At 43.2% G+C, this 20,181-nt stretch carries 19 protein-coding genes; 5 read left to right on the top strand and 14 right to left on the bottom strand.

Annotation, left to right across the window (positions count from 1 at the left end; genetic code table 11):
- The first annotated feature begins 71 nt into the window (after nt 1-71).
- Nucleotides 72-1,544 carry an MFS transporter gene (locus HPY27_RS16380; RefSeq protein ID WP_017250804.1) on the top strand — a complete coding sequence of 491 codons (1,473 nt, stop codon included), beginning with the start codon at nt 72-74 and terminating at the stop codon, nt 1,542-1,544.
- 36 nt (nt 1,545-1,580) lie between these two features.
- Here the strand turns inward: HPY27_RS16380 and HPY27_RS16375 are convergent, their stop codons facing one another.
- From HPY27_RS16375 to HPY27_RS16350, 6 genes are all read right to left on the bottom strand, one after another.
- On the bottom strand, nt 1,581-2,786 hold the full coding sequence (locus HPY27_RS16375) for an MFS transporter (protein ID WP_174225454.1): 1,206 nt from the start codon (nt 2,784-2,786) through the stop codon (nt 1,581-1,583).
- 74 nt (nt 2,787-2,860) lie between these two features.
- Nucleotides 2,861-3,412, bottom strand: a complete 552-nt coding sequence (locus HPY27_RS16370; protein WP_174225453.1) for a MarR family transcriptional regulator — start codon at nt 3,410-3,412, stop codon at nt 2,861-2,863.
- A 77-nt stretch (nt 3,413-3,489) separates the two neighbouring features.
- Nucleotides 3,490-4,152 (bottom strand): formylglycine-generating enzyme family protein, encoded by a 663-nt coding sequence (locus tag HPY27_RS16365; protein ID WP_174225452.1) that lies wholly within the window; start codon nt 4,150-4,152, stop codon nt 3,490-3,492.
- Nucleotides 4,153-4,154: 2 nt separating this feature from the next.
- Entirely contained in the window at nt 4,155-4,523 is a 369-nt protein-coding gene (locus HPY27_RS16360) for a DUF4180 domain-containing protein (protein WP_017250801.1), read from the bottom strand.
- Between the two features lie 11 nt (nt 4,524-4,534).
- Nucleotides 4,535-5,191 carry a TetR/AcrR family transcriptional regulator gene (locus HPY27_RS16355; protein WP_174225451.1) on the bottom strand — a complete coding sequence of 219 codons (657 nt, stop codon included), beginning with the start codon at nt 5,189-5,191 and terminating at the stop codon, nt 4,535-4,537.
- Between the two features lie 130 nt (nt 5,192-5,321).
- Nucleotides 5,322-6,341 carry an AraC family transcriptional regulator gene (locus HPY27_RS16350; protein ID WP_017250799.1) on the bottom strand — a complete coding sequence of 340 codons (1,020 nt, stop codon included), beginning with the start codon at nt 6,339-6,341 and terminating at the stop codon, nt 5,322-5,324.
- 141 nt (nt 6,342-6,482) lie between these two features.
- Here HPY27_RS16350 and HPY27_RS16345 point away from each other — a divergent pair, with 141 nt between their 5' ends.
- Entirely contained in the window at nt 6,483-7,058 is a 576-nt protein-coding gene (locus HPY27_RS16345) for an NAD(P)H-dependent oxidoreductase (protein ID WP_174225450.1), read from the top strand.
- Nucleotides 7,059-7,281: 223 nt separating this feature from the next.
- Here HPY27_RS16345 and HPY27_RS16340 read toward each other — a convergent pair whose 3' ends face one another.
- Nucleotides 7,282-8,589 (bottom strand): NtaA/DmoA family FMN-dependent monooxygenase, encoded by a 1,308-nt coding sequence (locus HPY27_RS16340; protein WP_017250796.1) that lies wholly within the window; start codon nt 8,587-8,589, stop codon nt 7,282-7,284.
- Nucleotides 8,590-8,729: 140 nt separating this feature from the next.
- Complete coding sequence (locus HPY27_RS16335) at nt 8,730-9,542, bottom strand: helix-turn-helix transcriptional regulator (RefSeq protein WP_174225449.1); 813 nt, start codon at nt 9,540-9,542, stop codon at nt 8,730-8,732.
- 175 nt (nt 9,543-9,717) lie between these two features.
- Between HPY27_RS16335 and HPY27_RS16330 the strand changes: the two genes are divergently transcribed.
- Both HPY27_RS16330 and HPY27_RS16325 read left to right on the top strand, forming a co-directional pair.
- Nucleotides 9,718-10,239, top strand: a complete 522-nt coding sequence (locus HPY27_RS16330; protein WP_017250794.1) for a DUF4265 domain-containing protein — start codon at nt 9,718-9,720, stop codon at nt 10,237-10,239.
- Nucleotides 10,240-10,381: 142 nt separating this feature from the next.
- Nucleotides 10,382-10,912, top strand: a complete 531-nt coding sequence (locus HPY27_RS16325) for an ECF transporter S component (protein WP_069845969.1) — start codon at nt 10,382-10,384, stop codon at nt 10,910-10,912.
- A 73-nt stretch (nt 10,913-10,985) separates the two neighbouring features.
- Here HPY27_RS16325 and HPY27_RS16320 read toward each other — a convergent pair whose 3' ends face one another.
- Nucleotides 10,986-11,186, bottom strand: coding sequence for a hypothetical protein (locus HPY27_RS16320; RefSeq protein ID WP_174225448.1), 201 nt, complete (start codon nt 11,184-11,186; stop codon nt 10,986-10,988).
- A 908-nt stretch (nt 11,187-12,094) separates the two neighbouring features.
- Between HPY27_RS16320 and HPY27_RS16315 the strand changes: the two genes are divergently transcribed.
- Nucleotides 12,095-13,756 (top strand): BMQ_0737 family morphogenetic spore coat protein, encoded by a 1,662-nt coding sequence (locus tag HPY27_RS16315; protein WP_174225447.1) that lies wholly within the window; start codon nt 12,095-12,097, stop codon nt 13,754-13,756.
- Between the two features lie 162 nt (nt 13,757-13,918).
- Here HPY27_RS16315 and HPY27_RS16310 read toward each other — a convergent pair whose 3' ends face one another.
- The 5 genes from HPY27_RS16310 to HPY27_RS16290 form a co-directional block, all read right to left on the bottom strand.
- The gene (locus HPY27_RS16310; RefSeq protein WP_174225446.1) at nt 13,919-14,539 is read right to left on the bottom strand and encodes a GNAT family N-acetyltransferase; all 621 of its coding nucleotides are present in this window, start codon (nt 14,537-14,539) and stop codon (nt 13,919-13,921) included.
- 338 nt (nt 14,540-14,877) lie between these two features.
- Nucleotides 14,878-15,642: a hypothetical protein gene (locus tag HPY27_RS16305; protein WP_174225445.1), complete on the bottom strand. Its 765-nt coding sequence runs from the start codon at nt 15,640-15,642 to the stop codon at nt 14,878-14,880.
- A 585-nt stretch (nt 15,643-16,227) separates the two neighbouring features.
- A complete protein-coding gene (locus tag HPY27_RS16300; RefSeq protein WP_174225444.1) occupies nt 16,228-18,174 on the bottom strand; it encodes a DUF3732 domain-containing protein in 1,947 nt (648 codons plus the stop codon).
- Nucleotides 18,171-18,653, bottom strand: a complete 483-nt coding sequence (locus HPY27_RS16295; protein ID WP_174225443.1) for a three component ABC system middle component — start codon at nt 18,651-18,653, stop codon at nt 18,171-18,173. Before HPY27_RS16295 ends, HPY27_RS16300 begins: the two co-directional genes overlap by 4 nt.
- The gene (locus HPY27_RS16290) at nt 18,653-19,837 is read right to left on the bottom strand and encodes an ABC-three component system protein (protein ID WP_174225442.1); all 1,185 of its coding nucleotides are present in this window, start codon (nt 19,835-19,837) and stop codon (nt 18,653-18,655) included. The genes HPY27_RS16295 and HPY27_RS16290 overlap by 1 nt, the downstream gene beginning before the upstream one ends.
- Nucleotides 19,838-20,181 lie beyond the last annotated feature (344 nt).

Genomic DNA, 20,181 nt, shown 5'->3' with positions numbered 1-20,181 from the left:
TGTTCACTTTCTTCATCAAAAAAAATGGTAGGATAGAGGCATCACTTCATAAAAAATGAGGAGAGTCTCAAGTGCGGGTACATCCAATTTATTTTTTACGTCTTACAGGCCTATTCGATGGCCTTTCCTTATTAGTATTGATGGGCATCGCGATGCCCTTGAAATACGTGTGGGGCTTAGACAAAGCCGTAACCATCATAGGAAGTATTCACGGCGGGATATTTTGCCTGTATGCTCTAGCGATACTCTATGCGGCCATTCGCGTGAGATGGAGCCTGCTCTGGTCTCTTGCTGCGTTACTCGCCGCTTTTGTACCGTTTGGGAACTTCTTTCTGGATCGCAGACTGAAAACGGCACAGGATGTGTATCCTCTGAAGCCGTTTAATAATGCCCTGCTTGTATACGGCATCGTTTTTTTCTCGTTCTTTGATTTGTTCTCGCAACTGCCGGTCATGAGTACCTTTGCTGCTTCCGTAGGTGCCAGCTCATTTGTTATAGGCTTTGTCATCGGTCTGTATTCGTTAGCCAATACCTTTGGCAATATTATCTCTGGCATGCTGACAGATAAGGTTGGTCCATCCAAACCACTATTGATCGGATTGGTTTTATCAAGCTGTGCCTTGCTGCTGTATCACATCGTCGATCAGCCGTTTCTGTTGATTATCGTGCGTATCATTCACGGATTTGTTGCCGGTTTGATCGTTCCTGCTGCTTTTACTTTCTCTGCGAATAACACTGCACATGAGCAGCAAGGACGAAAGGTTGCTTTCACCGGTACCTTTGTGGGACTCGCAGCGATTATCGGACCTGCATTCAGCGGCATTATGGCTAGCAAAACCACCGTGCCTTTTGTCTTTACATGTGTAGCTGTTATGGGCTTTTTCCTAGCCATCCTGTCCGTCATTTTTCTGCAATCCACTCAGGCCTGCAAGAAAGAGAAGCTCAAGAAGGATGTTCCAACCTCTGCCTTGATCTTCAATACGGGGATAATCAAGGCCTACGGCGGTGCCTTTTTGCTCATGTTTTCACAAGGTGTGATTGCTTACCTTTTGCCCTTGCACGTCCAATCGCTTGGATATGACTCGAAATTAAGCGGTACGTTATTGAGCACGTTTGGACTGATTGCTGTTCTGATTTTCGTGCTTCCGACCAATCGGATTTTCGATCGTGTGGCCCCTTCCAAAACGATGTCACTCGGAATTGGTTTCATGGGCGTGAGTCAGTTGCTTATTGGTCAATCCAACACGACATTGGCACTGTATTGCATGTTAGGACTATATGGGATAGGCTTTGCTCTCTTGTTTCCCTCTGTCAATACGATGCTCATTCAATCGACGCCGCAAGAATTGCGGGGGAAAGCACACGGTTACTTATACGCCTTCTTCTCTCTCGGTGTGGTCGTCGGCTCAGGCCTATTAGGGTGGCTGCCCTTCTCCATTAAGGAAGGGTTTCTGTTCACAGGAAGCCTGCTGCTCGTGTTTGCCGCTTTCATTGCCATGCATAAGCAACGAGAACGCTTGCTGAATCAACAAAATAATCGGTAGCAGCCGTCGTTTATAACAACAAAACCTCCTTAACCACTAAACTAGTGGCGAAGGAGGTTTTGTGCTAATGCTTTCAACCGTGGAATCACTATGAATCAGGCATGCAGCCAACAGACCAATACCAAGTACGATTGCAAGCAGTACAAAAGTAAGTCCATAGCTGCCAAAATTCATAAAACGGATGGACAAGATCGGCCCAAGACTTGTTCCCGAAAACAGGATAAACGTATACACCGAAACCGCAATTCCCCGCGATTTGCCCCCTAGCTGTCCAATAAGCGTGATCAGGGAAGGAACGGATAACGCAATTCCGGCAACGAAAAGCACACTCGTACCAATCAAAAGAACCAAGTTAGATATTATACCGAGGGAAGCCATACAGACCACTGCCAGAACTAATCCGCAGCGGAGCACGGTACGTAAGCCAAACCGTTTTGCCAGCCCGCCCGCCAGCGGAGAAATGAGCATGCCCACTACACCAATCATTCGAACAAGCAGAATCTCCTTGTTACTAAGCCCAAAATCGGGTCCCGCCAAATAACTCCCCAAAACCGTATACATATTAACGAATGACATAAGCAATACAAGAGCGATCATGTAGCTCAAGACGATATTTTTTTGTTTGAACAGGGAGGGGATTCGCTTAATCGGCTCCCAAATATTCACGGTAGCAAGAGAACTCTCTTCTTTTGGCAGCCACCTCATCACCACGAGCAGCGTCACGAAATAAATAGCAGCAAGCATATAAAATACGGCGTGCCAACTGTATTGCTGACTCATGAAGCTACTGATCACTTGACCAATGATCCCTGCCGCCAAAAATCCTGTGCTGATAAATCCGATTGCCGTTACCCGTTTTGCCGCAGGGAACATTTCCACAGCATAGGCGAGCGCAACTGGCGAGAACGTAGCTGCGGCAGCACCTTGCAAGCACCTAAGTACAATGATCCATGCGAAATCATTTGCACTACCAAGCAACAAAGAAAATAGAACCAGGGCAATCATCCCGATCACAATAACGTTCTTGCGGCCATACTTTTCGGACAACGGTCCATAAATCAGGCATCCTATGGCAAACCCAACCGAAAATGCACTGCCTACCGCTGCAGCCTGTGTCAACGTAATACGGAAAAGATCGGCAAAGATGGTCATAAGGGGAATCGTAACGTATAAGCTCGACATGACGACGATTCCAGACCAGCATAGGATTGCCGTCATGAGTGAGTAGTTTCGCTGTGACATCGCACACCTCTTTTTCAATTATTTACACCCATTATAGTTAGATTATCTAATTATATTCACAAAAAAATATGATCTTATCTTCCCACCCCCAGTTTTTCTTCCATGCTGCGATTCAACTTCATCAAGATTTTTTCCAGCAGCATCCGTTCTTCCTCTTCTAAGTCGCTCATAATGGAGGAGCAGGCAGACCAGAAAACTGGTAATGCTCTGGCTACGAATTCTCTGCCTTCCTGTGTTAGTTTGACATGAATCTTGCGACCATCCAGCGTGCTTTGCTCCCTGATTATCCAGTGCCTTTTTTCCAGCCAGTCCAGCAAAGCTGTAACAGAAGCACGCCGAATGCCCAGCCTGTCTGCAAGCGAAGAGGGGGTGATAAGCTCTCTGTCTTCATGTAACGTAAGCAACAGTAAAACGTCCCATTTACTCTCCGTTATGCCGAATGACTCCAAATTCAAATCAATAGTGTCTATGGCGTTATCCCCCAGCCATAGCATCAATAACCCCAAATGAGCCAATTTGCGATCCGTATTTTGCAGAGCTGTTTTTTCCATCAGATCCAAATACGGCTGAATACCTAGTTTTGGCAATTGATCGGATGTATGCTCTCTCTTGTTTTTTCTGCTCATGATCCACCTTGAATATAATTAGTTTATCTAACCAAAATCAATATAACGGATTCTTTTGGATTTTGCAACCCCCTACCTTACAGGGACCTGGCAAGACGAAAGCCGAGATCATCAATCCGAAACGTGGGGTGACTGCGACGGCGGCACGTCGCTCCACAGCCTCTGGCCTCTTCTGCCCAGCTGCCACCGCGAAAAATTCGGTAGGAGCCGTAAACGTTCACATCATAAAGGTCCCAGCACCACTCCCAAACATTGCCCAGCATGTCATAGAGTCCCCACGAATTCGGTAGCTTTTGTCCTACCACATGTGCTGTACCCTCAGCGTTCTCTTGGTACCATGCGATCTCATCCAGCTCGCCGTACCGATAACCACCCGTCCCTGCTTTGCACGCGTACTGCCATTCCGCCTCTGTCGGCAGACGATAGCCATCCGCTTCGACGTTCCATACGACACGCTCACCATCTTCACTCATCGAGTAGCATTCCGTGAGACCCGCTTGCTGAGACAGCAGATTGCAAAACGAAATCGCATCGTTCCACGAGACATTTACAACGGGAGCCTCGGAGTGGTCATTCTGACCAGCTGATTTTTGTACAACCGAGAAGTATAACGCGTTCGTAACAGGAACCGGTGCGAGTAAAAAAGCGTTCACCTCGGCTGTCCATGTCGCCTTGATTCGATCGTCCCGTAATTCGCTCTTCCCTGCTGGGATGTTCACCATGGGGTACGCCTGATCCATTTCTATTTCACCTGGCTTAACTTCTCGATCGCCTGCTCTTCGGTCGGTAAGAAAAAGATGTCGTTTCCGTTGTTGGATTCATAGATGAAGTCTTTTAGACTTTTACTTGTGTACACCGAAAAATCTCCTACAATCGCTACTTTCACGCGATAATTGATGAACTTTTGCAGGATCTCGCCAGCAAGGCGTGTTTTCAAATCGAAAAAGCTTTCGTTAATCAATGATTTGTTTATAATGATACGATTACTGTCTGCCTCATAGTGTACGGTTGCAATCAGATCCAGAGCTGACTGCACATCAATAATCAATACCTCGCTTCCGCTCACGATCGCAATGTTTCCCACGGCTGCTTCTACCTTTGTAATATTCATGTGTTTCCTCCTCATCTTCTACTGGTAATCTGCCTCACATAATCCTCACAAATATATCGGTTGTCTTCGCCGTTTGCTGGCTGAACGCTCGCCACTCGAAAAAAGCTCAAACCCACAACCATCGCCATGAGTCCGTAGGCAGCGCTTTGCGAATCCTCTACGGACATAAGCCCGGTTTGATTCCCGTAATCAAAAATCTTGGTGATGCCCTGCAAATCTCTCGTATAACTCTTCGCAACCACTTCTTGGAGCTTGGGGTCCAATGCGGCTTTGGAGAAGAATTGTACAAAGAGTCTTGCTTGATCTTCATGCGGGATGTACATGTCAGCGATGCCATCCAGCTGCGAAACATTGATCCCTTTTTCCTTGTCGTTCACGTATGGTGGCAAGATATGCTTCAGCGTAACGTCCATCATTTCCTGGGCTGTCATGGTCTTCTCAATGTCAGATTCGATTTTCAAGCCATAATAGGCCAAGAATGCCTGAAAGGCTTCACTCGTCAAATTATCCTTATTCTTAAAATAATACGTGACGACACCTTTTGAGCAGTCCGCATAGTCTGCCACCTTATCTAGTGTCATGCCATCAATCCCGTGATTGCTAATACACGTTAGGGTCGCATTGATGACATCTGCTCGGCGCTTTGGTTCCATTCCTAATTTGGGCATGATCTTACCTCATTTATTTATACTGTACGGTCGGAATAAAAAAAGTGTACACAATTATTTTCCAGTTTGTCAAACGAATAGGTTCGACACCACAAAAAAACACGCTTACTCAGCGTGTTCCATCCTAACCTTACATGGCAAGTGCTTGGCGACTGATCCGATATTGCCCCGGTGTCAACCCCGTCCATTTCTTGAAAGCATTTTGAAAGGCGCTTGGATCTGAAAAATGCAGCAAATACGCAATCTCTCCAATGGAATGCTCCGCTTGCTGTAAATACCCCATCGCCATTTCTTTACGAACATTCGTGGACAATTCATGATAGGAAGTGTCCTCTGCCTTTAGTTTCGCTTGCAGGGATCTCGTACTCATATGAAAAGCAGCGGCAGTCTGCTGTAAGGTCGGAAAAGCCGCAGGCATACATCCCACCATCCATTGAAACACACGGTCCGAAAATTCCCGTCCTCTGATCAGCTTCTCTCTAATTTCTTCCGCGATTGGTTCAAAAGCTTTACGCAGCCGGACATCTGAATACAGAATCGGGTATTGCAAAACTTCTTTGCCTACCAAGAGCCCATTTTCTGCTCCACCAAATTGAGGCTCCATTCCGAACAAATTCAAATAAGGTGCGATATCGGCCGTAGCGTCGTGTGTGAATTGTATCGCCTGTAACGGAATAGACCGATGACTCATACGGACGATCAAGTGGTACAAGGAGCTGACCATATCCTCCATGCAATGTCGAGAAACGCTCCCAGGACTTTGTCTATGAAACCGCAGGAAAACATCGTTCCCCCGCTCTTCCCAATCCAGCTCGTACCCGCTGCAAAGGATCACGTGATACCGCTGATAAGCCTTCAATGCATCGACGATTTTTTCCGAATGCATCATGACATAGCCAAGAATGCCCAGATCGGCAATATCGGTTAACTGTCCTTGATGCAGTCCGAAATGATCATCCTGCGTGTATATGGCAGCTTCTTTCATCAAGCGCTCAAGCTCCGCTTCGTCAATGCGAGCCTCCACATCCTGCAACAAAGCACCGTCGAAAGAAACATGATCACAAAAACGCTCAAAATCAAGCTTCTTGTGAGTAATTGTTTTCATAATCGGATACACCATCGAAATCGCAAACCCATGCGCATTTTCCAAGTACGGAACCTCCTTTGCGTGAATCCACAACATTTATGCGCTTTCGATCATTCATCTGTTCCATTCCACACGATATGCTGAATACAGTTCAGTTTACCACGATCTGTCCGTTATGGAATCAACTCAACAGGGGGTATGAAAATGAACATTCTCGTTATCATCGGACATCCAGATCCCGAGAGCTATTGCTCTGCGTTGGCGCACGCCTATATGAAAGGAGCTAAAGGCAAAGCAGCACAAATTCGCACGATTGATTTGAGCCAAATCTCTTTCGACCCAAATTTGAAGTACGGATATCGGAAAAGAACGGAGCTGGAGGATGACTTAAAAGAAGCGCAGGACCTCATCCGTTGGGCGGATCATCTGGTTATTGTCTATCCGACTTGGTGGGGCACGATGCCTGCTATCTTGAAGGGATTTTTCGATCGTGTCTTATTACCCGGATTCGCCTATAAATATCGGGAGGGTTCGTCACTCTGGGATAAGCTGTTAACGGGCAAAACCGCACATGTAATTGTGACCATGGATACCCCATCTTGGTACAATCGATTGATCTACTGGCGAGCCGGACATCTCGTGATGAAACGCAACATTTTGAAGTTTTGCGGGATCAAGCCTGTGAAGGTTACGGAAATCAGTGGAGTGAATGCCTCGGCGGATGAACAGCGCAAGAAGTGGCTGGGGAAAGTGACACTACTTGGGGAGAGGCTAGCCTAAGCGTACGGTGAACCAGAGTGACAAAACAAAAACTCAAGCCCTCTTTCAGCTTGAGTTTTTCCTGTTGCCTTACTTATCGAGGTGCTTTTGCACACTTTCCAAAAACTTGCCCCTACTGGATGAATGCCGAGGATTCCTGCATCTTCCATCGCTTTCATCGCCCCAGAAATCACGATTTTTTCTCCCTTTTTCTCCTGAACCCCTTTTCAAACGGCTTATCGTTTTATCCAATCCTTAAATGCTCGCGCAAGGTGACACCCGCATATTCGCTTCTGAATAAGCCTCTTTCAACCAATTGCGGCATCAGCTTTTCAAAAAATAGTTCCATCGATTTTTCTGAACCGCCTGGAAGGGCAATAAACCCGTCCATAGCTCCAGCCTCAAACCGCTCCATGATATCGTTCAACACGTCCTCAACCGTCCCAATGGAAACCCAGTGAGCAGACCCGACAACCTCTGGCCTTGCCAACACCTCTTCTACTGTAGGCTGATGATTGATGATATACCGGCGCAACAGATCAGCGTGTGTACGGCTGCGCACTGGCTGATTCGGATCAGGGAGCATATCGACAGTTACGGGATGATCCAGAGTAAAGCTGCGCAAATCAAGGCCCAGTACGGATTGAAGCGATGCATGTCTGCGTTCCAAACTCAAATGTGCGTGTGCTTCTTTATGTAACCCATGCGCTTCCTCACGGGTATCGGCCAAGAAAAAATATAATCCAGGCAAAACTTTGATCGCATCCGGACTACGCCCCTGTTCCTCGGCTCTTCTTCTCAAGTCGTTTCGCAATTCCACTCCTGATTCAAGGTCTGGCATCGCCGCAAAGATCGCATCCGCTACTTTAGCAGCAAAGCTCCGTCCCGTATCCGACGCTCCTGCTTGAAAGAAGGGAATGGAGCCAGATGGATGGGCAGGCAACGTAAGCGGCCCCTTAACACTGAAAAACTCACCCGAATGATCAATGGCGGTAACCTTCTCCCTATCAGAAAACATGCCTGTCTCACGGTCCATCACAATTGCTTCGGACGGAAAACTGTCCCACAGCTTTTTTACGACCTCCGTAAATTCCGCTGCTCTCGCATATCTTTCTTGGGGAGAAGGCATAGGGGAATCACCGAAATTTTCCGCGCCTTCAATAGATGTGACAATATTCCAGCCAGCGCGACCATTGCTTAGCCAATGCAAAGATTGAAGCTGTCTGGCAACAACATACGGCGGATTAAACGTCGTAGAAATCGTCGTAACCAGTCCGATCCGCTCGGTTTCCCTGGCAATCGCTGCGAATATCATCGTAGGATCAGGACTCCCGAAATGAGCGGCATCACCTAGCGTCTGCGGGTGGACACACAAATAATCCGCCCTGAAAAGAAAATCGAGCTTTGCCTTCTCAGCCATTTTAGCCAAATCCATGTAATAGTCGATGGAGCCCATTTTTTCCACATTGCTGTCTGGACGTCGCCAGCCTTCCCCTTTCATCCAGGTTGCGTTTATGGACAATCCGATGCACAATTGTTTGTCTTCCATCATTTTTCTCTACCTTTCCTACACGAATGTTAATAACGATTATCATTATCGACGAGTAGTGTAGCAAGGTCTGGCACAAATGCAAATACACATATCCCTAATGTGATATGCATCATTATTGAAACTGGCGACGAAAGGAGCTCTCATTGACTTGTGTAAGCAGAAGGAGAAACCCCGAATTTCTTTTTAAAAACTCTACTGAAATATAGCGGATTATCGTACCCCACACTGAAGGCTACATCACGGATGGAATAATTGCCTGCTAGAAGTAATTCGCTCGCTCTCTCCATACGGTACTGGATGACATAATCGATTGGACGAACTCCCGTATATTTGTGAAAGAAGTACGAGAAGCTCTTGGGACTCATTCCATGCAACTCTGCCAATTCATCGAGCGTCAGTGGATTCATATAATGTCCGTTTATGTAAGCAATGGCTTGCTGTATCACCATTTTACTAGGAGAACTCTCACTCTCTCGAAGCCTGCACCCCACCAGAACTTGATGCATGATCCCCAGGAATAATTCCTTGCTACGAAGCTTCCCGATTCCGTCAACGGTGTGGGCACTCTGATGAAGCAACATCAGTAATTCGGTCACTCTTGGAATAGCTCCCGGTTCCAGCATGAAATGTGCGTCGCATTCGTGGACGCTAGCTCCATCACGTATGTTGTCCAATCGATACGTAAGCAAATAGTACTCGAACTCTGAATCGCCAATGACTCGCGTGTCCAGCAGCATGTCTGGCGCCGCATGAAATACGGTTCCTGGATGTAATTCGTAGACAGTTCCATTCACACACATTCTGGCTGCTCCGCGAATGGTAAAAAGAAAACCGTGCCATACCGTCCTGAATTCACGCAATACACTGTTCGGCTGGATGAATAAACGGTAGGTACCTACTATCTCAGAGGAACCACTAGCAAATACTTCGGCTAGTTTATCCAAATCTGTCACTGTCTTTGCACCTGCTTCCTGTCCAAGATGTATGGGTCCTTTTTTACAGCCATATTTTATCACAGGCCATGATCAGCGGATCTCTTTTCCCGAAATCCGAAGAGCGGGCAGTTATTTTTATTGAAATTGATATGGTAAAATAAAGAAACAAATGGTAATAGAAGACGGCATCCTGATGATAGATCATACAAATAAAGAGATAGGTGTGGAGCATCGTATGGAAGATAAATTAACATTGATTAAGGTTTTTGCTGGCACAAGTTCACAGGGAACAGTTTTAGAAGAGCTTCCTGCAGAATACCTAAGCGATCAAACATTCAAATTATGCGCATCTCCAGGGCTAGCTCTAGGCCTTGCGAAAGGAGATACCATAAAACTCCATCCCAACGGAGATTTTGATTTAATCGAGCATGGTGGAAATTTCTGTATTCAAATTTACAAAGAGCAGCCTAGCAAAGAAAAGATAGAAGCAGTTGAATCTATCGTCAAAAAAGAACTTTCAGGCTCTCTAGATGGATTTCATAATGGTTCACTCGCGTTTACTGCTCCAATCAGTAATGGATTTGATGCAACCAATCATACGTTCAATAAAATTCGAGACGTACTAGAAGCAGAGTACTATTACTCTAATATTTACAAGAATCCACATAATTTCGAAGATGAAGAGTTAGTTAGTTGGGCTAGAGATCTGGATTAATCTTTGAGAAGGTCAGTTCTTCGGCTATGGAGCATCCTTCTTGGAATGATTTACCTAAGCAAAGAATTCGTGCAAAGTGTATTTATTATGTAGCTGATTCTGAGTATGATAATAGTAAAAATAATAAGAAAGAGGCTATCAAATGGATTCTACTTTTTCATCAAGAAAAGCAACAAAGACGAAAACCCTCGTTATCAATGCACTATTTATCGCTTTTACTCTCGCAGCCACCATGTTTATTAACCTAAGACTCCCGATCATGGGTAACGGTGGCCTCATTCATCTCGGGAACGTGCCTCTTTTAATCGCTGCCTTTGTGTATGGCAGAAAAACAGGAGCCATCGCAGGAGCTTTTGGTATGGGCCTCTTTGACCTTATCTCTGGTTGGACGGCATGGGCGCCGTTTACCTTCGTAATCGTAGGTGCAATGGGCTATGTAGCTGGCCTCATCGCCGAAAAGGTGCCTGGCAATCGGGTATTTGTGTACGCACTCGCAGTTGCGGCAGCATTGGTCATTAAGATCGTGGGCTACTACTTTGTTGAGGTTATTCTTTACGGGAACTGGATTCAGCCGTTTGGCTCCATTCCGGGGAACGTTTTGCAGGTGGTTGTAGCAGCGGTTATTGTCATCCCGCTGGTGGGACGCTTGAAGAAGATTGTAGGGCAAGGTTAAAAAAGGAGGGATGGGGCAAAGCTCCATCCTTCTTTTTTTACAAATATAAAAAGATCGGGAAACGCGTGGGTGCTTATTTTTCCCCTGCAATTTCCCTAAGATCCACACCAACTATTGCACTAGAGTTATCGCCTCTTGTTACCGCTTCTCTTGGTACTACTATTGGATAAGTCCAGGGACCCTCCTGTTCCAACCTAGCAGTACAACTGCCACTATCAATGAATTGACCTAATCCAGCCCAAGCAGTATAAACAGTTATGTATCCTTGTAACATTGAAATCCCCCCTTCCAATTCCATTTTGAGGTAATTGAGGTAGATTGTCTATACTAAAGCCCCACTTTCTCCGGCAGGAGCATCCACCGCAAGCCAATCCTTATACCTATTTCGGTCATAGGTTAGAGGAGCTGGTGCAGCAGGTAAATCTGCACTCTTGCGACAGGATCGGCGTAGTCGAATATGAGAGATACCGGACAAGGAGCGAGGGGCGAAGCCTTATGTCTCGCCTGTTATCCCCTGTCCGGTAAATCCCAGCAGAGTAGTTCGCGATTTTCCAAAGCTACGAGAGGGGTTCTCAAAACTTGAAAACCGCTGTACAACATTGCAATAAAAGAGATAATTGCATGGTTCCCTGCTACGATCATCGCAAGACTAGCGCGTTCAGGCTCAGAATGCCCCCTCTCGTAAGGTCACATTCGTCATCACCCATAGATTCGCTCAGGTACGCCATTGATAAGGGATAGACGGTATCTCCCAAGAGCAGATGTTGCTTGCTCTTGACTCAAGATTACCGATTCCACCATTTCAAATCGTCCTGCCTTTTATCCCTGATTTTGTCCGCGTTTTGCCAAGATTTTTTCGGGACTTCTTCAATCTCCGTCTGTGACCCACTCTCAACAAAAAACCACTGCAAAGGTTGTTTCCTGATACTGCTGTATTCAAGTATCGAACCGATTCGTTCAAAAAAACAGCTTTTCAGCACAGACAGCTGTTTGGTTTACCTTTATTCAATATTTGATCCCTCGAAATAATCCGGATATTGTGGTTAGGCCTTCAAACTCAACATTTTTGAATTTGCCTATTATTTTGTTGTTTAGCGCATCATTAGCCTATACCTAAATGACAATCGCCTCATAAAATATATTGATCTTATATGGAAAATCTAAAGAGAAAGGAGTGTAAGAATGACTCAACTTGCTTATGTGGCCAATAGAGGTTCAGATAATATCTCTGTAATTGATGTAGATCCGGCAAGTCCCACCTTCAATACCGAGATTAATCTGATTTCAGTCTCCGGGAAGACTCCACTCGTAATTGCAGTCACACCGGATACAACACGTGCATATGTCACGAACAATACCTCCGGTGATGTCTCCGTGATCGATACGAATCCCGCCAGTCCTACCTTCAACACCCAAATTAAACTGATACCGCTGTTGGGAATCGGATCCGCCCCAACAGGTATAGTGATCACTCTAGATGGTACTCGCGCATACGTCGCGAATCAAATGTCCGACAATCTCTCCATAATTGACATAAATCCTGCCAGTCCAACATTCAATACCATGACGGGAACAATCGGATTGACAGGAATGGGGCCAAGCGTTCTAATGATTACCCCGGACGGCACACGCATTTATGTACCTAATATCAATTCGGCCAATGTCTCCGTAATCGATATCAATCCCGCCAACCCCACCTTCAACACCCAAATTGACCTGATAAACGTGACAGGATCAGGTCCGCTTGACGTTGCTTTCACTCCAGACGGCAATCGCGCCTATGTCACCATGCTAAACTCCAACACAGTCTCCGTTATTGATACGAACCCAGCCAGCCCCACCTATAACACCGAGCTCATGAGTATAATCTTAACTGGAAACACTCCTATAGAAATTCTGATCACCTCGGATGGCACACGTGGTTATGTTACCAATTTGTTTTCCCCTAATGTATCTGTAATCGACACGAACCCAGCCAGTCCCACTTTCAACACGGAGATCTTGCTAATTCCGCTCTCTGGATCTGGCCACGCCGGTATTGCAATAACTCAGGATGGCACTCGCGCTTACGTCGCGAATGCACTTTCTGACAATGTTTCGGTCATCGACACGAATCCCGCGAGTCCCACCTACAATACCGAAATCGATCTGATTGAAGTGTCTGGAACCTTTCTCGCCGGAATAGTGATCATCCTTTTCCCAGCGCCTCCCCTCCCTCCGATACCGACGGAGTGCATCCACGTTCAAAAGGTATATGACTGGGTAGTATTAGCGAACAGTTACCGAAACAAGATTCCCATCGCCAACGATTGTAAAGCTTTGGTAGACGCATCTATACTGGCTGGGCAAGATATTACGTTCTCCTGCATTGAGTTTCTTTCTCCTGATCCTACATGCAATATCGTCAGTATTCGCCGCGAGAACATTACAGTCGGTGGGACCACTGTTCGGGTCGGGGTTGTTCGCTTCGTGTTCGGAGCTACTGTGCTGATTCGCATCTTCGCAGATGGAGCATTTCTCTGCGATTTCACGGCCACAGTGCAATTCGATCAGGAAGTCGTTCTCTGCCTGCCTGACCCGCTCGATGAGGACAATATCCTGTGCCATATCAGTGCTTTTGAGTGCTCACCAACCGGTACCGTTCTCCTCGGTGGCATGGTTCAACTCGACGTCATTGTGTGTGTAGAAATCCAGGTAGAAGCAGAAGTGAAGCTGGAAGTATTGGCAAAATTCTGCGCGCCGCGTCCAAACAACATTCCGATCCCATCGCCAACTCCATCTTTCCGTTGCCCGCCGATCTTATTCCCGCGACAGTGCCCGAATATTTTCCCGAGTGGAAACTGAGACGGCCTGCGTTGAACAGCTGCGGCCACCCAACTCTGGAGGTCAGGGAATCAGCCCTGGAAGGTCGCTGTTCAGGGAGCTCTAAAAGGGCAGGGGAAACCTTCCGTCCGCGTAACAGCAGCTTTCTTCGTACGAGATTGGCGTGTAAAACAAAAAAATCGCTCAGGGGATCAGCTCTCCCTTGAGCGATTTTTCGTATTTCAACGATTTAAAATGATTGATTCCAATTTTTTTAGCTCTTTTTAAAGGGACAGGCTTTCGCTTGTATTCTTGGAACCCTAGCTTTTGGTATAGCTTCATAGCGGGAATATTCGTATCTGCTACTTCTTCAATGAGAAATTGTTCATACGAGGTCATTTCCATCATATAGCGGAGAATAACCATTGCCGCTCCCTGCCCTCTGAATTCAGGAGCCGTTCCGACAAAGTCGATGGAGCATTTAACAGGCGAGGGATCTGCCAGTGTAGCTTCAAATTCTTTTTTCAAAAATAGTCCGGCGAGGGTGCCTTTATAGAGTCCCAGATGCTTTCGCAGCTCTTTTGGATTCAGTTTCACCGAAGGCGCAGTGCCATCCGTGCATGCGGCCATGCCAGCTACTTTGCGATCATCCGTTACCGCTACATAAAATTGATTCAAAACGAACATGTGAGCAAAAGCTCTTGTAATGGTTTGCTTGTCATTGGAAAAAAAGCCAAGCCACTGCGTGAATCCCTCCGCAAAAATCAGAGACATTTGCTCTCTTGCATCGAATTCTACTTGATCCGCCCTGATCACTGTAAACATGTCCGGTTTTCCTCCTTTCTAATACAGAAAAGAAGTGAGGATGGCAGGGGAAGGCGTGGTGAACTTGTCTTTTACCATTAAAGCGAGTCCGTGAAGCGTCCAAAAGAAATAGACGACCATCTCATCCGGGTCACCTGAGCGGAATTCTCCCAGCTCCTACCTTTTTAATGAGGGCGGCTGTAGTACGAAATATTTTGTCGCTAAGGGTTGCTACCTCGCTTTGTTTGCCGCTTGTTCCTCCGCCCGATAGAAACGATTGGGCCATTCCGAAAATTTACAGACTTCGCGGAAGAATTGGTTCGACTAAACTTATATCTTCTCTCTCAATTAGTATGTTTTTAGCGTACATTCTTAATTTTTCCGATGATGGAAACTATTCTTTTCGCAGTACTTAATGCATTTTCCTCGGTATCACATTCGCTTGCCTTTATCCTTTCAAAGTGAACCCCTTCATGTAAAAGCATTGTTGTTCTAGTGTGTGCTTCAGCTGGAGTCTCTTGATGCACTGTGTCTCCATCAACCTCAACAACTGCAACTATGCCATCTTTAATAATTACAAAATCGGGTTCAATTCTTTGGTATGTAGTTCCACCCTTTATGAACACTGGAAGCGGAGCGAAGGATACCCCTAATTTTTTTAAAGCTTTGTAAAATTTTATTTCTGCTTGAGACCTGAACAGTAATCCATCGCAATTTCTTGAAGCGATATTACTAGACCTTACTCTTCCTTGATTGGATATGTTACTTCCGTTTAACCAAGTATTCGCTTTTGAACGCCAATCTTTATCATCAGATAGTATTGGTGAAATAGTTACTCTTTCAAAAAAAGAGTCCCCAGAATTAATGACTGATGAGAGCTCATCTTTTATTTTTTTTTCGATTTCCTCAGTATCTTCTTTGATTTGAACATATAAATTAATTGGCAGCTCTAAAAAAAGGGTGTAGTAATAAATACCACCATTCCAATTATCATAGTCAGTTTGTTCTACTCTTGCGGACGAATTTGCTAATACAGCTACCTCTCTGGCTAAGCCTTCCATAGCAAACATTCTCACGATAGTTGCAAGCTTTGATTCTATTTGTCCAATAAAGAGATCTGACATATCGACCCTCTCCAACCAATTATTTTGAAAAATAGTTATGCAACACATTATTTCACTACCTATATTTTACATCAAGAAAACAAAAGAGCCACCTAAAAGGTGACTTCAGATGCATTTATACTATCTTTGTATTCCCAGAATTATCCTTTATCATCTTTTCGTGATATCATTTGGTTTCCACAGCGTTTACATTGCATTTGTTATTGTGACAGAGTGCAATTACTTGTTTTCGAATAGATTTTACCACAGATATTTGCAAGATTATTTCAACTAGTGCTTCACAGTTGATCACTCTAACACCATTCGATTTGATTCATCAAACTTGTAAGCAACTTCTGTAAATGACTATCCAAGCTTACCGCTCCCACTACGGTAAAATCATTAGAATAAATATTAAAATGCTGACAAATCCTACTCTAAACTCTAAAAATACTCATCTTGCTTATCCACAAAAGCATATGCAAATTCATCGAACAAAAACCGCTGAACCTTGAACTATGGCATACAACCCTCAATGAGTTTTTGAATTCAGTAACATTCATATATTAAATCCTCTATAGTACTAGTGTATCTGTTTAATCGTGATTAGTCCTTCTCAGGCCATCCAATAGGAATCAGCCCATCGATCCCTTTCTTCCATCTCTTTTTAACTGCTTTTTTGTAATCAGGATGGTTTTTAAAATAAGCATGCTCTATTACTATTACTTGGAGCGATTCGCCGCGGCTAACTTCTTCGAACAGCAAATTAAAATACTGTAACAAAGCCCTTGTATCATTGTCACGCTCTTCTCCAATTTCGATGATCTCAGGCTCATCTTCAGATGGAAAATAAGGACGACTTAATTGATCAAATAATAATACTCCCGGAACAGGTCGATTCAATTCAGCAAAATGTCGATGTAATGCAAGTAGTATTGAAACATGGAGACTTAAATAGTTTTCATCTGAGCCTACATCTCTCATATATTCGATACGAGTTGGTAAGGAGACACCAACTTTGAGATCACGAAAGTTTAAATAAATTGGATTATCCTTATACCTATTCTCAAACGGAAGTTTAGAAATAATCTCCTTTGCAGTATTTGCTATTCTTCGTTCAGCATTTTCAAGTGCTTCTTTTTTCGATTCAATATCTAGTTCTAAAGTTAGTTCCTCTATACGCCCTCGTAATGTAGAAATTTCCGAAATAGATGTCAATGAAGTTTGCGCTGCTACTTTATTAACTGAGTTAAGATAAAAATTCACACTTCCTACCAACCTATTTCTTCTATCTTTTAAATCTAGCCCTGCCTCAATATTTTCGTTTTCCTTTATAAGAGAAGCTATCTCATTCTGAATTATTGATATTTTCTCTTCTGTAGAGCCTAAAAGTTCTTTCAAATAGTTAATGTATTCATCAAGCTTAGGTCTTTCTTTCTCAATATTATTTAAATCCATTTGGACTTTACTTACTGTTTCATTTATCAGTTTTATTGGTTTAATCTCATCATTGAGATTTTGTTGGCACAGAGGACACGAACCTGGTTCAATTGGATTTTTAAATATACTTATAACATCTAGTCGCCTTTTCTGGTTACTAATAGTGTCTTCGAACTCATCAGCAAAATGTATTGATTTTCTTGCATAATTAATTCGTCTTTTAATTGAAATGGCCTCATTCTGCTGAACACTTAATTGATCATATAACTCGGACAACTTATCTTCTTCAGTAGAAGAATGTAATGTAGGATTCCATTGTGCAATATTATTTAGCATACTAAGTACAGTTTCTTCAGTAGCCCCGAAAGATGGAATTTCACAAAGTCCTAGCTGTGCTGCTTGATACAATAAAGTATGGGCTTTAATACTTCCTGAAATTTGCTCATCCTCAGTACTGTTTTTTTCAATGCGCTTTAGCTGCCTACTTAATACTTTTAATTCAACTTCCTTTTTCATAGTATCTTCATCAATAATTCCAAGATAATATGGTAATGCATCTATAATCGTTTGTCGTTTTTTATAATCATCAAGTCCTCTTAAGAGAGAAATTTTATTAATAATAATATTATCGTCTTGTAATAATAAAGGCATTGCACTTCTTATAGTAACAGCCTTGCGCTCCCTAAATGATCCAAAAACTTCACTTTTAACATTTCCAATTCCTATTAGTCGTTCAAATTTACTAAGTGCTCCATCTAAATTTGTTGAAGAAGGGATTTCGTTTGCTTTGTTGGGAATATTCACTACTTTTCCTGTAAGATAATGCATTTCACTACTCGATACATAAGGAGCTCTTGGTACCTTTCTAAACATAGCATGTTCAGTTTCATCTTTCTTCCATAAGATGCCTACCCAAGCTACACTTCTTCTAACATATGTAGGAATATGACACTCACTTGATCCTAGAACATAGTCAATAATTTCAGGAATTGCTGATTTACCTGTTTGTGAATCTCCAGTTATTATATTTACTTTTTCAAGATCAAAAGTTATTTCATTTCTTCTGCCATCATGACTATATAAAAGTATCTGTCGAATATTCCATCTCTTCATAACGTTAACCCCAAACTGTTTAAAATACTAGAAGTTGAATTAATTTGTGATAACCAAACCCCTAACTTCTTGGAGACATTCATCATTTCTTTAACCTCATCAGAAGAACTATTAATCCGACTTTTATAAACTCCTTTGTTGTTAGAAAGGAGTTTACCATTTTCTTGAACGGCTAGTATATCATTTGTGCAACCAAAAATAATGGCATTTCTTGTTAAATCACTGCATTTATTTATTCTAAAATCAAGATTGATTAAAACGTTCTGCTTTCTTCCAATCCAAGTATACAATCCAGTCCCCACATTTGTTCCTTTGAATTCATCGCGTATTGATTTAGATAGTATTAATGGAAGTGGTAAGAAAATCAAAGGGAAAGGGCAACCACTTTTCTCGTTTTCTTCATATCCTTGTAAGAATGACCATATTACCAATGATCCGAGAGCAGGATTAGTAATTGAAAATACATCAGTAGAAATCATCAATCATCCCCCAATAATTCATCATATCTAGGGTGCCAACCAACTTTCAAATCTTCTGATAGTTGCTGGAATGAACCGTGAATTAAAAAGTGCTGTTTCCATTCACTTCTGATTGGATGAATGTGCAAATGAGAATCCTCATGAATCCAGTCAAGCAATTTTAGACCTTTTTTTTTGCATAGATCTTCTGTTTCCCCTTCTAAATCTTCTTTCATTGGTTCATGTCGATATGTCCAAGTTTCTATTAATTGGAGATCGTATTCCTCAAGCTCCATCGCATTAAGCACATCGTCCTTAATCCATTTTTCCCTTTGATTTCTGGCCCTCCATCTTGCTACTGCTGCTCTTTTTTTTCTACTATCGCCTCCATTGACTAAATCAATTTGCTTCTCCATAAAACCACCTAACTCCGATTGAATTGAAGTTGGAGTTAATTTTGAATAATCATCTGGAACATTGTTATCCTGAAATTGAGCTATTAAACTTTGAAGCTGAAACAGAAGCTCTGTTTTGCTAATTCCTGAAGAAGCATTAAGCATCCTATTATCCCACCACTCCAGCAATCGCTGTGCAATGAGCGGTCGCACTTTTTTTATTACCATTTGACTTAGTTGATCAATAACTTGGTCATGAATATCAAAAATATTAAAATTATCGGGGCGAACCGTAATTTTGTCTAACAACTTTTTTCGTTGGTGGGAAGATAATTTTAAAAAGGCTTCACAGCCTTGGAATCTTGTTTCATATGGTAGTTTTTTCTTCCGATCAATAACTGCTTGTTTCCTTGCTGAAATAACAGCTTTCGCTTCAGATTCCATTAAAGTAATAATATCTACTCTATCGGTATCGCCATTTACCAGTTTTATCAAAGGATCATTTTGGGCAACAGTATCTCCAGTAACAAAGTACAACTCATAATTTGCAGTGTCAGCATACTGTGACCATATTCTAATAGTTTTCCAAAAACCATCGTTCTTTATCGTAAGACGCTCGGTTTTACCAGTACTATGCTTTAATTGATACAGCTTAATTTCTTTACCTTTGAGTACAACATCATCATCAGATTCAACACTGACTTGATCGAAATCATCACCTGTTTCTCGCCACAATACCAATAGAGCGTAAAGTGGCTGAAATCTATACCCCAGCATTGGTGCTTGCGCGGAGTGAATATTTGTTGACAAGACTAATCGCCACCTTTAATTAGGTTGCAAGACTATAGAACTACTTTAGTTTTCACGTTTCGTCAAAATAACACCAAATCCTTCCAAACAAACGTTCTTTTTGTCGTAATACCCCTAATTTTAGTTACATATTATATACCTGAAGCCTATTAATGATAGAGTGTTTACTTGATCAGTGCACATGCAAAGTACCAAACACAAGGAAATGTGTTCGGCACTTTCTTAATCAACACCACAATGAAGATCTGAAGAAATTGATTACCAAGACATTAAAAGAACGTCAGGATAACTATATCATCCATGAACTTTTTTCCAATTTCCGATACCAATAGAACTAACAGACG

The organism is Brevibacillus sp. HB1.1, assembly GCF_013332445.1.
Classification (GTDB): domain Bacteria; phylum Bacillota; class Bacilli; order Brevibacillales; family Brevibacillaceae; genus Brevibacillus; species Brevibacillus porteri.
Note: the sequence above shows the minus strand (reverse complement) of the source record. Positions and strands in the feature narration are given on the sequence as shown.

Coding starts and splice junctions, on each gene's coding strand:
- HPY27_RS16370 (WP_174225453.1), bottom strand. CDS start 3,412: ATGAGCAGAAAAAACAAGAGAGAGCATACATCCGATCAATTGCCAAAA.
- HPY27_RS16295 (WP_174225443.1), bottom strand. CDS start 18,653: ATGATTTCTACTGATGTATTTTCAATTACTAATCCTGCTCTCGGATCA.
- HPY27_RS16340 (WP_017250796.1), bottom strand. CDS start 8,589: ATGATGGAAGACAAACAATTGTGCATCGGATTGTCCATAAACGCAACC.
- HPY27_RS16300 (WP_174225444.1), bottom strand. CDS start 18,174: ATGAAGAGATGGAATATTCGACAGATACTTTTATATAGTCATGATGGC.
- HPY27_RS16325 (WP_069845969.1), top strand. CDS start 10,382: ATGGATTCTACTTTTTCATCAAGAAAAGCAACAAAGACGAAAACCCTC.
- HPY27_RS16345 (WP_174225450.1), top strand. CDS start 6,483: ATGAACATTCTCGTTATCATCGGACATCCAGATCCCGAGAGCTATTGC.
- HPY27_RS16315 (WP_174225447.1), top strand. CDS start 12,095: ATGACTCAACTTGCTTATGTGGCCAATAGAGGTTCAGATAATATCTCT.
- HPY27_RS16355 (WP_174225451.1), bottom strand. CDS start 5,191: ATGCCCAAATTAGGAATGGAACCAAAGCGCCGAGCAGATGTCATCAAT.
- HPY27_RS16320 (WP_174225448.1), bottom strand. CDS start 11,186: ATGTTACAAGGATACATAACTGTTTATACTGCTTGGGCTGGATTAGGT.
- HPY27_RS16360 (WP_017250801.1), bottom strand. CDS start 4,523: ATGAATATTACAAAGGTAGAAGCAGCCGTGGGAAACATTGCGATCGTG.
- HPY27_RS16375 (WP_174225454.1), bottom strand. CDS start 2,786: ATGTCACAGCGAAACTACTCACTCATGACGGCAATCCTATGCTGGTCT.
- HPY27_RS16305 (WP_174225445.1), bottom strand. CDS start 15,642: ATGTCAGATCTCTTTATTGGACAAATAGAATCAAAGCTTGCAACTATC.
- HPY27_RS16365 (WP_174225452.1), bottom strand. CDS start 4,152: ATGGATCAGGCGTACCCCATGGTGAACATCCCAGCAGGGAAGAGCGAA.
- HPY27_RS16330 (WP_017250794.1), top strand. CDS start 9,718: ATGATAGATCATACAAATAAAGAGATAGGTGTGGAGCATCGTATGGAA.
- HPY27_RS16310 (WP_174225446.1), bottom strand. CDS start 14,539: ATGTTTACAGTGATCAGGGCGGATCAAGTAGAATTCGATGCAAGAGAG.